The sequence below is a fragment of the Eubacterium sp. CAG:156 genome (assembly GCF_000434315.1).
In the GTDB taxonomy this organism is placed as follows: Bacteria; Bacillota; Clostridia; order Lachnospirales; family Lachnospiraceae; genus Eubacterium_U; species Eubacterium_U album.
The window spans coordinates 42,459-58,663 of the sequence record NZ_FR878145.1 but is presented as its reverse complement, the minus strand read 5'-3'; the positions used below and the strand labels follow the sequence as shown (position 1 = coordinate 58,663).

The following is a 16,205-nucleotide window of genomic DNA, read 5'->3' as shown; positions in this document are numbered from 1 at the left end:
GCCCTTTCATATCTTATTTATCTTTATCTAAATAACTTTGCACTTCTTACGCAATTTGCCAATAACATTGTAACAGTCATTGGTCCAACGCCACCTGGTACAGGTGTTATTGCATATGTTTTTTCACTTACTGAATCAAAATCCACATCTCCACAAAGCTTGTTATCTTCATTTCTATGGATTCCTACATCAATTACAACCGCTCCTTCTTTAACATAATCAGCTGTAATAAACTTTGGCTTACCTATTGCTACAATTAAAATATCTGCTCTTTTTGTAACTTCCTTTAAGTCTTTTGTTCTTGAATGTGCAATTGTTACTGTTGCATTTTCTTTGAGCATAAGCATCGCCATTGGCTTGCCTACAATATTACTACGTCCTATTACCACACATTCTTTTCCTGAAATTTCGACACCTGTTCTCTTTATAAGCTCAACAATTCCTGCAGGTGTACATGGTAAAAATGTTTCTTCACCAATCATCATTTTTCCGACATTCATTGGATGGAAACCATCAACATCTTTCTTGCTGTCAATTCTGTTTAGCACTTCTGTTTCGTCTAAATGTTTTGGTAATGGAAGCTGTACAAGAATTCCATTAATTTCTTTGTCTGCATTTAACTTATCTATTAATTCAAGAAGTTCCTCCTGTGTAGTTTCTTCCTTTAATGCATATGTAATTGATTTTATTCCTACATATTCACATGCTTTTTCTTTATTTCTAACATACACAGCTGATGCAGGGTCTTCTCCAACCTTTACGACTGCAAGTGCTATGTCAATCCCCTGTTCTTTTAACTTTGCAACTTCTTCTTTGATTTCATCTTTAATTTCACCTGAAATCTTCTTTCCATCAATTAATTTCATTACTTTATAAACGCTTCCTTTCTTCGCAGTAATTATTATAGTTAAGGAGCAAAATGCATTTTGCTCCTTATTGATACCTACGAATTAATTTTAATTCATTGCATTTTATACACGGCATCATTTATTAGAATAATCCTGTAATCTTTCCATCGTCTGTAACATCAATATCGTATGCTGCAGGATGTTTTGGAAGTCCCGGCATTGTCATTACATTTCCAGTTAATACAACAACAAATCCTGCTCCTGCTGATATATATACGTCACGAATGCTGATTTCAAATCCTTCCGGTCTTCCTAATTTATCTTTATCATCTGATAATGAATACTGTGTTTTAGCCATACATACAGGAAGATTTCCATATCCCATATCTTCAATCTTAGCAATTGCCTTCTGAGCTTCAGGTGAATAATTAACTCCATCTGCTCCATAGATTTCTTTTGCAACTGTTTCGATTTTTTCTTTGATTGGTAATTTGGTATCATATAATGGTTTAAACTTAGATTCTTTGTTTTCTAATGTTTCAAGAACTTTATTAGCTAAATCTATTCCACCTTTTCCACCTTTTTCCCATACTTGTGCCAATGCAAATTCGCATCCTCTGTCTTCACAGAATTTCTTAATATATTCATATTCAGCTTCTGTATCTGTGATAAATGAATTTAATGTTACAACTACAGGGACCCCAAATTTCTGAAGATTTTCAATATGTTTTTCAAGGTTAACAATACCTTTTGCCAATGCGTCTAAATTTTCTTCTGACAATTCACTCTTTGGAACTCCACCGTTATATTTTAACGCTCTTACTGTTGCAACTAAAACAACGCAATCAGGTTTAAGTCCTGCCTGACGGCACTTAATATCCATGAATTTTTCTGCTCCAAGGTCTGCTCCAAATCCTGCTTCTGTTACTACTATATCAGCCATCTTTAATGCTGTCTTTGTTGCTCTTACTGAGTTACATCCATGTGCGATATTTGCAAATGGTCCACCATGAACAAGTGCTGTTGTATGCTCTAATGTCTGAATTACGTTAGGTTTAATAGCATCCTTTAAAAGTGCTGCCATTGAACCTACTGCATTTATATCCTTTGCAGTCACAGGCTTACCATCATATGTATAAGCAACAATTATTTTTCCAAGTCTTTCTTTTAAATCTGCCAAATCATCTGCAAGACAAAGAATTGCCATAATTTCTGATGCAACTGTAATTACAAAATGGTCTTCTCTTACTGTTCCATCAACCTTTCTTCCAAGACCTACAACAATATTTCTTAATACTCTGTCATTGATATCCACACATCTCTTCCATACAATCTGATTAGGGTCAATTCCGAGTACATTTCCCTGCTGAATGTGATTATCAAGCATTGCTGCTAATAAATTGTTAGCTGATGTAATTGCATGGAAATCTCCTGTAAAATGAAGATTTAAATCTTCCATAGGAACAACCTGTGAATATCCACCACCTGCTGCTCCCCCTTTAATACCAAAGCAAGGTCCAAGAGATGGCTCTCTAAGTGCAATTACTGCTTTTTTATTTAACTGACCTAAAGCCTGTCCTAAACCAACAGTAATAGTTGTCTTTCCTTCTCCTGCAGGAGTTGGATTGATAGCTGTTACAAGTACAAGCTTTCCATCTTCATTATCTTTTATTTTATTCCAATATTCATTTGAAATTTTTGCTTTATATTTACCATATAATTCTAAATCATCTTCTGTTAACCCAATTTTTGCTGTTACCTCTTTAATTGGAAGCATAGTAGCTTCCTGCGCAATCTGAATATCTGTTTTCATTTTCTTCTCCTTTATTGCTCCTCTTTTTTATTATTACCTGAAATATACTCATCAAATTGTTCCATGCTCATAAGTATTTTTCTAGGTTTATTTTGTTCTTCCTGTCCAACAATACCGGCATCGTATAATTGTTCCATTATACGTGCTGCTCTATTGAACCCAACTCTGAACTGTCTTTGCAGCATACTTGTAGAACCTTTGTCTTTTTCAATGCATAATCTTGCTGCCTGTTCAAAGTATTCATCTCTTCCATTTTCTTCTCCATCTTCTTTAGATGGTTCCGATAATTTTTCTTCAATGGAAGTTTCGTAAACAACCTCACTGCTATGCGATACAAGGTATTGAACTGTCCTTTGTACCTCTTCATCAGATACATATGCTCCCTGCAATCTTACAGGTTTAACATAGCCTGATGGATAAAACAGCATATCACCATTACCAAGCAGTTTTTCAGCTCCATTCATATCTATAATTGTTCTGGAATCTGTTCCTGATGAAACAGTCAATGCAACTCTAGATGGAATATTTGCCTTAATAAGACCTGTAATAACATCTACCGAAGGTCTTTGAGTGGCAATAATCAAATGAATTCCAGCTGCACGTGCAAGCTGTGCAAGTCTGCATATCGCATCTTCAACTTCTTTTGCTGCAACCATCATAAGGTCTGCTAACTCGTCAATTACTATTACAATCTGAGCCATCTTTTCAGGTGGTTCATCTCCTTCGTAATCTCCTGCTTCAATTTTTGCATTATATCCTTTCAAATCTCTTGAGCCTGTCTGCGAAAATTTCTTATATCTTTCTGACATTTCAGCCACAGCCCAATTCAATATACCTGCTGCCTTTTTAGGATCTGTAACAACGGGATATAATAAATGAGGTATTCCATTGTAAACCTTAAATTCAACTACCTTAGGATCAATTATAATCAACTTAACTTCATCAGGTGTCGCTCTATATAAAATACTCATTATTATTGAATTTGTAAATACTGATTTTCCCGAACCTGTTGTTCCGGCTACAAGCATATGTGGCATTTTTGCAATATCTGCAACTACAACCCTGCCTGCAATATCCTTACCTGCCGCAAAAGCAATCTTTGAAGAATTCTCTTTTAGTTCTTTGGATTCTAATAATTCTCTTATATAAACTGTATCTCTTCCTTTGTTAGGAACTTCGATTCCAACTGCTGCTTTTCCCGGAATCGGAGCTTCAATTCTAATATCTGCTGCGGCAAGATTTAATTTGATATCATCTGTAAGTGCAGTTATCTTGCTAACTTTTGTTCCCATTTCCGGTTGTAATTCATATCTTGTAACCGAAGGGCCTTTACTTACATTTGTTACTGTTACATTAACTCCAAAATTCTGAAGAATTTGTTGCAATTTATTTGCTGTTTCCATAAGTTCCATTTTTGATGTTGGATTCTTACTTCCCGGATTTTTATTTAAAAGACTATATGTTGGTTTAGTATATTTCATCTTTTTCTTAACCGGTGCAATAATCTTTCCTTCTGATGATGCTTTTTCAGGTACTTTCGTCTGTGGATTAATTTCCTGTGCATCCATCGTTTCCTGTGAATGTTTAATTTCCTGCATGCCATAAGGCTTTCTATTCATTACTTCTTTTGCTTCTTTTGAAACAAATATTCTTTCCTTAGGTTTAAACTCTCCGTCATTTGCATGTTCATCCGCTATCGGAGTTTTATTAATAGGCTCTTCTTTAAGTTTCGCCGTAACACCACTTTGTTTTCCATATATAAACTGACCTGTCGGTTCTTCTTCTAAATCAATATGTCCACTATATTCAGGTTCTAATCCTTCTATATTAATCTCATGTACATTCTGACTTTCTTCTTTTATTCCTGAGACATTTATAGCATCTAAATCACTAAAATTGACAGGCTTTGCCTTTTCCATTTTTTTCTTTTCAGCTTCCTCTGCCCTTACCTTAGCTTCAATCTCACGATGAACTCTCTGAATTTCCTTTTCCTGTCTGTTTATTTCTTTTTGCTTCTTTCTTTCTATTCTTGCAACTTCCTGCTGTTGCTGAATATCCTTCATATCATCTCTTGCGCTTTCGTAAACGCTGATTCCATGATTTTTAAGCATATCTAAAATAGATTTTTCAGTTAATATAACAATTGTTATAATTGCAATTATTATTACAAACACATAGGTTCCTGCTATTCCAAATAAAGTTTTAAGGCCATCTCCTATGGCTCCACCTATAATTCCACCACCTATTTTATATTCACCACAAAAAGAGTAATATTCACTAACCGTAGTCTTTTGTACATTCCAAATCAAATGTGCAAAAACACATGCATCAAAATAAAGAATTAATGCAGTTACACTTTTAGCAACCGCTCTAACATCGCCTAAATTTACAAACAATATACCTGCTATAAAAAACAGCACAATAGGGAATATATATGCCGGTACTCCAAATGCTCCAAACATAAAATAACTGAGCATATTGCCTACTACCCCGCAAACTCCAAAATTACTTAAAAAAAGTAATAATGCTACCGCAATTAGAATCCATATGTAAATTTCTGATATTATTTTTATCTGTTCACTGGTTCTGGAGTTTTTGTAATTACTCTTACGGGCACCAGTGCTCCGTCCTTTATTTGTTGATTTCTTGGATTTGGTACCACTCGTTCTTTTTTTAGTAGTAGCCATTTTTACCTCCATCAAATTTTTTATTTCAGTTAATTGTTCTATTTTATTTAACAAAATAGGCAATAACTGCTACTGCTCCAACTAAATAGCAATAATATGCAAAATATTTAAATTTCTTATTTCTTACAATAACAAGCATTGTCTTAATACAAATATATCCTACAACTGCCGCTACTAAAGCTCCGGCAATGTAGCATCCTAAATCTGAAGATGTCATTCCATCTTTTCCAAAATCTGCGATATCTAGCACTGCAGCACCCATTATTGCCGGAATTGACATAATAAATGAATATTTAACTGCAAATTCTCTTTTTAATCCACATAACAGACCCGCTGTTATTGTAGTTCCTGATCTTGAAAGTCCTGGTAAAGTTGCAATTCCCTGACATGTTCCAATAAATAGTGCATTTAAATAGCTTGTTTTCTTTGGTTTCTTTTTTCCATCAGGAAGATTATCTGAAATAAGAAGAAGTGTTGCTGTTATAATAAGACATATTCCGGGAACTAAAAGAGCAGTTCCTGCTTTTTCAACTAAATCTTTTCCAAAATAACCGATTATACCTGTTGGGATTGTAGATACTATTACCAGCATTGCGAATTTTCTATAACCATTACATATTACTTTTCTGTAAAATGGCTCATCCTGCATTTTTTTGCTGACAAAAAACTCTTTTATATTAAAGCAAACATCAACAATAATTCCTATTCCATCTACTATAAGACGTCCTATATCTCTCCAGTAAACTAAGAATACTGCCAGCAATGTTCCAACATGTAAAATAATATCAAATGAAAAACCGATATCTTCCATTCCAATTAATTGCTTACATATAGTCAAATGTCCTGAACTACTTACAGGTAAAAACTCTGTCAGTCCCTGCACAATTCCTAATATTATTGCTTTAAATAATCCCATGTATCCACCTACTACTTTCCAAATAGTTTTATCCTTCTAAAATCCATAAGTACATTTCATTTTACTATTTTTTCAATCTTAATTCAAGTTATAATACATATTAATGCTTGGCATCTATAAAAGCTATAAAAGGTCTAAGCCCACTTATGAACAAACTCACGCGGACTTAGACCTTTTGCCCCTTACACCATTATATTTTTTTATCATCTATCATGGATTTTAATTTATTCATTGCCTCCTTTAAGCCACCAACTTCGTTTATTATTTTTTTATCCACTGTTTCCTTTCCAACAAGAATACTTCCAACATCTTTTGTAAGCACTTCAGTTTCTGTCATCAATGTTATAAATCTATGCTCAGTTATCCCACAATGATTAACAACAAATTGGTTTATTCTTTTTTGTATTCTCATAAAATAATCATATGTTTGTGGAACACCAATAAATAATCCATTCATTCTTACAGGATGTATTACCATTGTTCCGGTCGGAACAATAAATGAATAATCCGTAGAAACAGCTAATGGCACTCCTATTGAATGACTTCCTCCAAGGACAAGTGAAACTGTAGGTTTACTCATACTTGCAATCATCTCTGCTATTGCAAGTCCACACTCCACATCTCCACCAACAGTATTTAATATAACAAGCAAACCGTCTATTTCATCATTATCCTCAACTTCCGCAATCGTTGGAATAACATGTTCATACTTTGTTGTTTTCGTATTACTGCTAAGACAATCATGCCCTTCTATTTCACCTATAATATTAAGCAAATGTATTTTCTTATGTTCTTTATTTTTATCTAAATCAGTCTGCCCATATTCTATGATATCGTCATTTTTTTCTTTATTTTCACTCATAAAAAACCTCCATACTACTTTCTATAAATAGTATGGAGATTTTTCAAAATAATATTATAAACCTCTTAAAAGATGCCAATCATAAAATGCTATACGATTGCACAAGAATAAAAATGTAACCTATCATTTTTATTCATTATATTTAGCAGCTATTTCCTGATATGATAAATGTCCACCAAAAATATCCAATGCACTTCCTATTGTAAAATCTAATTTTGCATCACATATTTTTTTGAAATTATCTATCTGATCTACACTTGCAATTCCGCCTGCATAAGTAATTGGGTTTTTCTCCCACTTTGAAAGCAATTTTACTAACTCTTCTTCCATTCCCGAACCTTTTCCCTCCACATCAACTCCATGGATTAGAAATTCATCACAATATTTGGAAAAATGCTCCATTGTTTCTTCATTTAATTTAATGTTAGTAAATGTCTGCCATCTGTCTGTAACTATATAATAATCATTGTTTTTCTTTCTGCAACTTAAGTCCAATACGATTTTACTTTTACCTACTGCCTTTACAAGTTTGTCTAAATTTTCGTAATTTACTTCTCCATTTTTGAATACATATGATGTAACAATAACATGACTTGCTCCATTTTCAATATATTCAGCTGCATTTTCTGCATTAATTCCTCCACCTATCTGCATTCCTTCCGGATAAGCAGCAAGCGCTTCAAGTGCCTGCTTTTTTGAAGCCTCAAAATACTCGGAATCTGCTGCATTTAAAATAATAATATGTCCACCTTCAAGATTGTTATTTTTATACATATTTGCATAATATGCTCCACCTTTTTGTGACACAAAATTTTCCTGTGCCTTATTACCTTTATCTTTAAGCGTTCCACCTACTAACTGTTTTACTTTCCCATTATGAATGTCTATACATGGTCTGAATTTCATTTTTTCTTCCTATCTTTCTTTTTTATTTATTATTCTCCACTTTTTAGTGATGTTGCCATATCAACTTTTTTCAATTTAAAATGCATCGAAATATTAATTATTACAGCAAATAAAATTGTTAATAATGTGCTATAAATGTAACCACGCGTTCCAATCTTTCTTCCAAACATAACCATATCAATTTCTGCCGTCTGAATTACAAATTGGTGCAAAATTATTCCAAATCCAATGCCTATTATAATTCCTAAAATTGTGATAATGACATTTTCTCTGTAAATATAACCTGACACTTCCATATCATAAAAGCCAAGTACTTTAAATGTTGCCAATTCTCTCCGTCTTTCAGCAATATTTATATTGTTAAGATTATAAAGTACAATAAATGCAAGTAGTCCTGCCGAAAATACAAGTACGATTACAACTGTATCCATACTTTTCATCATTTCACTAAAACTATTATATGTTGTCTGTAAGAATGATACTCCTGCAACACCATCATTACTCATTATTTTATTTCCTATTTTATCGTCTATAACTCTGCCTTTTTTCAGGATACAAAAAGCAGTATTCATTTTTGCATCTTTCCCGGTTATCTGTTTATAATATTTTCCGGTCATATACATATAATGATAACTATAATTTTCGATTATTGCACTAACCTTTACATTATATCTTACAGTATCGCTTTCTTTGAAATAAATTTCATCGCCTACTTTGGCTCCGATTTTCTTAGCCATTTTTTCAGATATAAGCACACCATCATCATTTAACTTATATTTTTCATTTTTATTTCTGCTCTTAAATGTAACGTATTTAGATATATCATCTGTGCTTTCAGGTATAACTATGTATGTACTTACCGTACTATTTTCCTTTCCAACATCATAATTCAATACATCTGCCTGTAAATTATCTTTTATATCCGAATTGCTGTTGAGAATCTTTTTAAGTTCATCCGTTCCATTCTTCTTAGTCCATTCATCATCGTATGTAACTGTCAAATCATAATGGAATAAATCGTCAAACTGTATTGTTAATATTGAATTTATGGAATTTTTAACGCCAAATCCAACAAGCATTAAAGCCATACATCCACCTATACCAAACAAAGTCATGAACAATCTTTTTTTGTATCTAAACAGATTTCTAAAAGTCGATTTTATATTAAAACTTAGATGATTCCAAATAAAAGGTATTCTTTCAAGCAGCACACGCTTTCCGGCTTTTGGAGCTTCTTGCTGCATAAGTGATGCCGGTTGTTCCATAAGTGTTTTATAACACGCAAGTATTGTTGCACCTATTACACTTACTGCTGCTGCAAGACATGCTGTCACAAAGTAATATCCATTTATAGGAATTTCTATTATATATAAATTCTGATACATCAATCTATACGCAGTTATTATAATCCATGGTAAAGTTTTGCTACCTGCTATACCTCCAATTATGCCACCTGCAATTGTTGCAACTGCTCCATATGCGATATATTTTCCGGCTATGCTTCCTTTTCCATAGCCCAGTGCCTTAAGTGTTCCAATCTGAACTCTTTCTTCCTCAACCATTCTTGTCATAGTCGTCAAACTTACCATTGCTGCAACCAAAAAGAATATAAGTGGAAATACTTTTCCTATATTTCCAATACGCTCTGCGTCCTGACCAAATTCAACAAATGACACAACCGTTTGTCTGTCCAGCACATACCATTCTTTCTTTTCTATCTCATATACTTTATCTTTTGCCTTATCTACTTTTCTTTGCGCTTTGTTAAGCTTTTTCTGAGCCTTAGCAAGCTTCGTATATGCCTTATCAACCTTTTTTTGTGCCTTTATAATCTCATTTTTACCATCAGCAATTTCTTTTTTCCCATCAGCTAGTTTTTGCTTTCCGGTTTCAAGTTTTTCTTTCGTATTATCTAATACTGCTCTTGATTTTTTTAATTCCTGCTTTCCAACAATTAAACTTTTCTTTGCTTTATCAAGCTTCTTTTTACTTTTATCCAGTTTAATTTTTGCTTTATTTAATTGTCGCTCATGTTTAGAAATCTCTGACTGCGCACTTTCAATCTGGCTCTTAACCTGCGGCACATCACTCATTCCCATTGCAGCAAATCTTTTTTTAGTGTTATTTAAATCATTTTTCCCACTTTCAAGTTCTTTTACTCCTGTTTTATATTTAGCATATCCACTTTCATATTGTTTTTGACCATTTTTATACTCTTTTTCACCCTCTTTCAATTTTATGCTGGCAGATTCATATTGGTTTTCCCCTTTATTGTATTGTTCAACTCCACTTTTATATTCTTTTTCCTGCTTTTTTAATTCACTTTCTCCCTCTTCTATTTTTTTACTATTTTCTTCTATTTCCTTCTGTCCATCATCCGCTTTTTTCAAACCTTTTTCGTATTTTTTATAATTTTTATCTATTTTTTCCTGAGCTGACTGAATTTCTTCATTTGCCACGTCAACTATTTCTTCGTATCTTTTTTGTTCCATAGCAGGCGCAACTTTTCTAATTTTATTTGTCACTTTATCAACATACTTTTCATATTTTGTTCCATAGCTGTCTAACTTTTTAGCACCCTTTAATGTAATATAAATATCAGAGAAGTTATCCATATCAAACTGATTTTTATTAATAATTATTAATCCATCAAGTTTTCCTGAACCTACTGTACTGCTTCCTTTGTGAAATGATAAATAATTACCTGTACAAAAAGTTCCTTTTACGGTATATTCCTTTCCCTTTACGTATTCATTATCAACCGTTATCTTGTCCCCTACCTTAATGTAATTATGTTCAGCTAACTGTCTATCCACAAGGCACTCATCATCTGACAGTTCATTCACATTTGTTTTCACTTTATTAATTGTATCCGTTCTAGACATCATTTTCACGGTATACTCTGTTTCTCCATTCTTAACTACCTGATCCACATTATATATACCTTCGATGTCTTTTATTTCATCTATAGACTTTAATGCATTAATATCGTTATTAGTTACTCCAAGTTCACTTACAACTCTAATATCATAACTGTTTTCTTTATCATAAATTGCATCCACGGATTTTCTCATGTCAGGTTCCGTAGAACGTATTCCGGCATAAAAAGCCACCCCAAGGGCAACAATTAAAAGCAGGGATAAAAACCTGCCAAATGTCTTTTTTATTTGAACATAAAATTCTTTTCTTAATGCCTTCATATAGCTACCTCTTGATACTTAATTTTTACCATTCAATTTTTTCTACCGGAAGTGGATTTTCATTTATTGTCATATCACTGACTTTACCGTTTTTGATTTTAATTATTCTGTTTGCCATTGGTGCAATTGCCTGATTGTGCGTAATTACAACAACTGTCATACCTTTTTTACATGTATCCTGCAATAATTTTAATATAGCTTTTCCTGTCTGATAATCTAATGCTCCTGTCGGTTCATCTGCCAATAATAATTTAGGATTTTTTGCAATTGCCCTTGCAATAGATACCCTTTGCTGCTCTCCTCCTGAAAGCTGTGCCGGGAAGTTTTTCATTCTTTCCTTAAGTCCAACGCTTTCAAGAACTTTTTTTGCATCTAACGGATTTTTGCAAATCTGACCTGCCAGTTCTACATTTTCTAATGCTGTAAGATTTTGCACCAGATTATAAAACTGAAAAACAAAACCAATATCATGTCTTCTATATGTAGTTAACTCCCTATTGCTGTATCTGCTTATATCTTTTCCATCAACAATAACGTTACCGGAAGTCAATTTATCCATTCCACCTAAAATATTAAGTACGGTAGTTTTTCCTGCTCCTGAAGGTCCGACAATAACAACAAATTCTCCTTTTTCAAATGAAAAATTCATTCCATCTGCCGCCTTTATTGTTATTTCTCCTGTTTTATATTCTTTTACAACATCTTTTATTTCAACGTAACTCATAAATCGCACCTCCTAAAAGCATGTTTCATACTACCATCTACCATCTAAAATCTATTTTCTCTTATATATATATTAACTGACATTTTTTTTTCATTCAAGGGCAAAGTAACTTTGTTATCTTTAATAAAATTAAAGGTCTTCATGTTTAATCCATGAAGACCTTTGTTTTGTTTAATACATTTAAATTCTATTTAAAGCCTGTTCTAAATCGTTAATAATATCATCAGCATTTTCTATACCGATTGAAAATCTAATTAAATCCGGTTGAACTCCTGCTTCAATTAACTGTTCATCTGTCATCTGTCTGTGTGTATGGCTTGCAGGATGAAGTACACATGAACGTGCGTCTGCAACATGAGTAACAATTGTAATAAATTCAAGGCTGTCCATAAATTTAATTGCCGTTTCTCTTCCACCCTTTAATCCAAATGTAATTACACCACATGTACCATTTGGCATATATTTCTTAGCCAAATCATAATATTTGTTTCCTTTTAGCATCGGACAGTTAACCCACGCTACTTTATCACTGCTCTGAAGGTATGTTGCCACCTTTATAGCATTTTCACAATGACGTGGCATTCTTAAATGAAGTGTCTCAAGTCCTACATTTAACAAAAATGAATTCATAGGTGCCGGAATCGAGCCTAAATCTCTCATAAGCTGAGCTGTTGCCTTTGTAATATAAGCTCCCTTTCCAAATCTTTCAGTATATACAATTCCATGATATGAATCATCAGGAGTTGTAAGTCCCGGGAATTTATCTGCATGGGCATTCCAATCAAATTTTCCACTATCAACAATCGCTCCACCTACTGCCATTGCATGACCATCCATATATTTTGTTGTTGAATGTGTAACAATATCCGCTCCCCACTCAAATGGTCTGCAGTTAATCGGTGTTGCAAAGGTATTGTCTACTATAAGTGGCACTCCGTGTCTGTGGGCTGCCTTTGCAAACTTTTCAATATCTAATACAACTAAAGATGGATTTGATATTGTTTCGCCAAATACCATTTTTGTATTAGGTTTAAATGCAGCTTCTAATTCTTCTTCTGTACAATCAGGATTAATAAAAGTTACATCTATTCCTTGTTTCTTCATTGTAACTCCAAAAAGATTAAATGTTCCTCCATAAACATGTGCTGAACATATAATATGGTCACCTGCTTCGCAAATATTAAATGCTGCATAATAATTTGCTGCCTGTCCTGAAGATGTAAGCATACCTGCCACACCACCTTCTAAATCACAAATTTTCTGTGCAACAATATCATTTGTAGGATTCTGAAGTCTTGTGTAAAAATATCCTTCTTCCTCTAAGTCAAATAATCTGCCCATCTGTTCCGAATTGTCATACTTATATGTAGTACTTTGATAAATAGGAAGTACTCTTGGCTCTCCATTTTTAGGCTGCCATCCTCCCTGTACGCATATAGTGTCTAAGTTTCTCTTTTCCATTTTGTAACCTCACTAACTTTATTATTAGCACATACTTTGTGTTTACCATCCCCGTATAGTTTTTTATAAACCTAAAGTGTGTTTGTACAAATCACCACGCTCTTCAAAATTCTTAAAATGATCATATGAAGCTGCTGCCGGTGACAATACACACGCTTGTCCTGATTTTGTAATTTCTTTTGCCTTATTTGTTGCCTCTACTAAGTTATTACACATATAAAGATTTTCTCTGCCTGATAACATATCATAAATTTTTTCACCTGAAGCATACATGCAAATAACATTTACCTTCGTATTCTTTTCAAAATAATCACAAAGAATCTGATAATCAATTCCTCTATCCATTCCACCGATAATAATAGTTCCAATATTTTCAATACTTTCTACAGCCTGAATTGCTGACTGACATATTGTCGAAATTGAATCATCATAATAAGTAACTCCGTCTATTTCCCCTAAACGTTCCATTCTATGTGGAAGCCCTTCAAAAGATTCGATGTATTTTGTTACTTCTTTTTCATCTAATCCAAAGCACTTTGTAGCAATATAATATACTACATTTGCATTGTATTGGTTATGTATTCCTCTTAATTTAAGGAAGAAATCTTTTGCTAAATTTTTATCTGACATAACAACTTTTCTTGCATTTACCGGTATATCTAAATCGATTTCCTCATTTACAATAAAAGTATCTGTAACTCTCTGATATCTGAAAATATTAAATTTAGCATTTTTATATCTTTCCATTGTATCGTAGTAATCCAAATGTTCTTCATATAAATTAAGAAGGACTGCTATTTTAGGTGATGCCTTTGCATGTGCCAACTGATGGCATGACATTTCATACACTATTGTAGTATCATCTTTTATTTCGTCATATCTCTCAAGACATGGTCTTCCTATATTACCAACTAATACACAATCTACTCCACAATTCCTTAAAGTTGTGTACAACATAGATGCTGTAGTACTCTTTCCCTTTGTGCCTGTAATACCAATTATATTTTTTGCAAATTGTGCTAACATCAATTCCGTCTGTGAAGTAAATTTAATATTATCTTCATGGCATTTTATGCCCGGACTTTTAACAATTATATCATATTTATCACAATCGATATCTTCGTATTTACCTTCAAAAATATCATATTCACAATCAATATTATGGTCTAAAATGAAATGTTCTGTTGATTTACCTTCTCTTCCATATCCCCAAATTAAAATCTTTTTCCCTGTTAAAATATCTGCTATTTTCATATAACTACACCACTTTCCTTATTTCCTTTACAAAATTATCCGGCACAAGATGCTCATCGCACCATTCACCTAGCAGTATCTTTAAATCTTCTCCATTATTCACAATATAGTCTTTATATTTTTCAGTAAGTTTTAGTTTTTCACCCTTTTCAATAATATATTTCAAGCTTGCCACAACTTCACTTCGTGTTCCCACACACTCAAATGGTTTGTTCTCATCTATTCCTACAAGTTCTCTGAAATACTTTTCTAAGCTCTCTTTGTTTAATAAATTTTCACCAAAAACTTCTGTCAATCTCTCCTGACTTAAGAATGGTGAAAGAATTATATATACAAATAAACATTTTGGACAATCGCAACACCAAATACCTTTTTTACTTCCTGCATTACAGCTTCTAAATATTTCAAGGTACTTGTCACTTGATGCAAATATTTTTGCAATCTGTATTTCTGTAAGTGGTCTTAATAAACTAAAGTATCTTATGTCTGACTCCACTATGGTTGCAATGTAATCATTAAAATCTAATTCAAATTCATAACTTTTTGAATATTGATGATTTACTTTTGAATCTTTAACCGTTGATTCGTTTGCGCTGTTTTCATTTGACAAAGTTATATATTTCTGTCCGTTTAATGCAGCTGTTAATACTGAAGAAAATGCAACAATAGCAGAAAATGGTGTATGTCCATTAATATATCCCTCACTATTTAACTGTAACATTGTTTTATCTAATGTTCTCCTACAAAGAATATCTCCAATTTTATTATCAGTTACATCTATTACTTTCTTTACGGCTTCAATTCTGTTTACGCTGTAAGTTGTTATTTTCTCATCTTTAATTCTTTTAAGCACTTCTAATGAAACACATGAATCTTTTCCACCACCAATAGGCACTAAACACCCTTCATATATCCCATGCAATTTAACAGGCTTTGTGCAATCTGTCTGTTCTTTACTATAATCACAAACTAAATGCATGAATTCTTTTTCATACGCTTCAATGCCATTAACATAAAAGCATTCGCCTAAACCATTGTAATATAGTTTCTTCCACCATTGTAACTGTGTATCAGTCAATACTCCACACTTAATAATAACATTCTGTGGACATGCAATTTTCCAATAACTGACTAATTCTACCATTCCCAGATTAAAAATTAGTCTGTTTATTGCATCTTCATTTGTATCTTCAATATTCTTAAATGGTATCTTCCATGTTGGATGAAACTCTGCAAGTCCCGGCACAACAAAATTATATTTAATATCTAATTCATCACTATTCTTTTTAACTTCATAGGAATCAAAAATAAAATCTTTATATTCACTTCTTAACAAATCATATTTTTGCTGTCCTGTCAGTTCTTTTAGATTCTGCATATTTCTCTCCTACCTTACCGACAACTATTCATAATAATTAACATATGCTTATTTTTTGCTATTGAATTTGATTATACCATTATCAATATAGTAATTGCAATTGTTTGTGAAAAAATTCACAAAAAAAATGCAACAGTCCAACCAAATAGCTAAACT

At 32.9% G+C, this 16,205-nt stretch carries 11 protein-coding genes; all 11 read right to left on the bottom strand.

Annotated elements, in window-relative coordinates; translation table 11 throughout:
* Positions 1 to 23: 23 nt before the first annotated feature.
* The 11 genes from folD to ABMA45_RS03480 all read right to left on the bottom strand — a co-directional run bounded on the left by folD (position 24) and on the right by ABMA45_RS03480 (position 16,049).
* A complete protein-coding gene (gene folD, locus ABMA45_RS03530; protein ID WP_022088504.1) occupies positions 24 to 866 on the bottom strand; it encodes a bifunctional methylenetetrahydrofolate dehydrogenase/methenyltetrahydrofolate cyclohydrolase FolD in 843 nt (280 codons plus the stop codon).
* Positions 867 to 990: 124 nt separating this feature from the next.
* Positions 991 to 2,661 carry a formate--tetrahydrofolate ligase gene (locus ABMA45_RS03525; protein WP_022088503.1) on the bottom strand — a complete coding sequence of 557 codons (1,671 nt, stop codon included), beginning with the start codon at positions 2,659 to 2,661 and terminating at the stop codon, positions 991 to 993.
* A gap of 11 nt (positions 2,662 to 2,672) precedes the next feature.
* A complete protein-coding gene (locus ABMA45_RS03520) occupies positions 2,673 to 5,348 on the bottom strand; it encodes an FtsK/SpoIIIE family DNA translocase (RefSeq protein WP_022088502.1) in 2,676 nt (891 codons plus the stop codon).
* Positions 5,349 to 5,391: 43 nt separating this feature from the next.
* On the bottom strand, positions 5,392 to 6,264 hold the full coding sequence (locus ABMA45_RS03515) for an undecaprenyl-diphosphate phosphatase (RefSeq protein WP_022088501.1): 873 nt from the start codon (positions 6,262 to 6,264) through the stop codon (positions 5,392 to 5,394).
* A gap of 190 nt (positions 6,265 to 6,454) precedes the next feature.
* Positions 6,455 to 7,126, bottom strand: coding sequence for a ClpP family protease (locus ABMA45_RS03510; protein ID WP_022088500.1), 672 nt, complete (start codon positions 7,124 to 7,126; stop codon positions 6,455 to 6,457).
* Between the two features lie 129 nt (positions 7,127 to 7,255).
* On the bottom strand, positions 7,256 to 8,032 hold the full coding sequence (hisA, locus tag ABMA45_RS03505) for a phosphoribosylformimino-5-aminoimidazole carboxamide ribotide isomerase (protein ID WP_022088499.1): 777 nt from the start codon (positions 8,030 to 8,032) through the stop codon (positions 7,256 to 7,258).
* Between the two features lie 29 nt (positions 8,033 to 8,061).
* Entirely contained in the window at positions 8,062 to 11,232 is a 3,171-nt protein-coding gene (locus ABMA45_RS03500) for an ABC transporter permease (RefSeq protein ID WP_022088498.1), read from the bottom strand.
* 25 nt (positions 11,233 to 11,257) lie between these two features.
* Positions 11,258 to 11,956, bottom strand: coding sequence for an ABC transporter ATP-binding protein (locus ABMA45_RS03495; protein ID WP_022088497.1), 699 nt, complete (start codon positions 11,954 to 11,956; stop codon positions 11,258 to 11,260).
* A 180-nt stretch (positions 11,957 to 12,136) separates the two neighbouring features.
* Positions 12,137 to 13,417, bottom strand: coding sequence for an O-acetylhomoserine aminocarboxypropyltransferase/cysteine synthase family protein (locus tag ABMA45_RS03490; RefSeq protein ID WP_022088496.1), 1,281 nt, complete (start codon positions 13,415 to 13,417; stop codon positions 12,137 to 12,139).
* 63 nt (positions 13,418 to 13,480) lie between these two features.
* Positions 13,481 to 14,671, bottom strand: coding sequence for a UDP-N-acetylmuramoyl-L-alanine--D-glutamate ligase (gene murD, locus ABMA45_RS03485; RefSeq protein WP_022088495.1), 1,191 nt, complete (start codon positions 14,669 to 14,671; stop codon positions 13,481 to 13,483).
* 4 nt (positions 14,672 to 14,675) lie between these two features.
* Positions 14,676 to 16,049, bottom strand: coding sequence for a hypothetical protein (locus tag ABMA45_RS03480; protein WP_022088494.1), 1,374 nt, complete (start codon positions 16,047 to 16,049; stop codon positions 14,676 to 14,678).
* Positions 16,050 to 16,205: the final 156 nt, after the last annotated feature.

Excerpts from the sequence above, each read along its gene's own strand:
- ABMA45_RS03520 (WP_022088502.1), bottom strand. The coding sequence starts at position 5,348 with ATGGCTACTACTAAAAAAAGAACGAGTGGTACCAAATCCAAGAAATCA.
- hisA (WP_022088499.1), bottom strand. The coding sequence starts at position 8,032 with ATGAAATTCAGACCATGTATAGACATTCATAATGGGAAAGTAAAACAG.
- ABMA45_RS03515 (WP_022088501.1), bottom strand. The coding sequence starts at position 6,264 with ATGGGATTATTTAAAGCAATAATATTAGGAATTGTGCAGGGACTGACA.
- ABMA45_RS03525 (WP_022088503.1), bottom strand. The coding sequence starts at position 2,661 with ATGAAAACAGATATTCAGATTGCGCAGGAAGCTACTATGCTTCCAATT.
- ABMA45_RS03490 (WP_022088496.1), bottom strand. The coding sequence starts at position 13,417 with ATGGAAAAGAGAAACTTAGACACTATATGCGTACAGGGAGGATGGCAG.
- folD (WP_022088504.1), bottom strand. The coding sequence starts at position 866 with ATGAAATTAATTGATGGAAAGAAGATTTCAGGTGAAATTAAAGATGAA.
- ABMA45_RS03500 (WP_022088498.1), bottom strand. The coding sequence starts at position 11,232 with ATGAAGGCATTAAGAAAAGAATTTTATGTTCAAATAAAAAAGACATTT.
- ABMA45_RS03495 (WP_022088497.1), bottom strand. The coding sequence starts at position 11,956 with ATGAGTTACGTTGAAATAAAAGATGTTGTAAAAGAATATAAAACAGGA.
- murD (WP_022088495.1), bottom strand. The coding sequence starts at position 14,671 with ATGAAAATAGCAGATATTTTAACAGGGAAAAAGATTTTAATTTGGGGA.
- ABMA45_RS03480 (WP_022088494.1), bottom strand. The coding sequence starts at position 16,049 with ATGCAGAATCTAAAAGAACTGACAGGACAGCAAAAATATGATTTGTTA.
- ABMA45_RS03510 (WP_022088500.1), bottom strand. The coding sequence starts at position 7,126 with ATGAGTGAAAATAAAGAAAAAAATGACGATATCATAGAATATGGGCAG.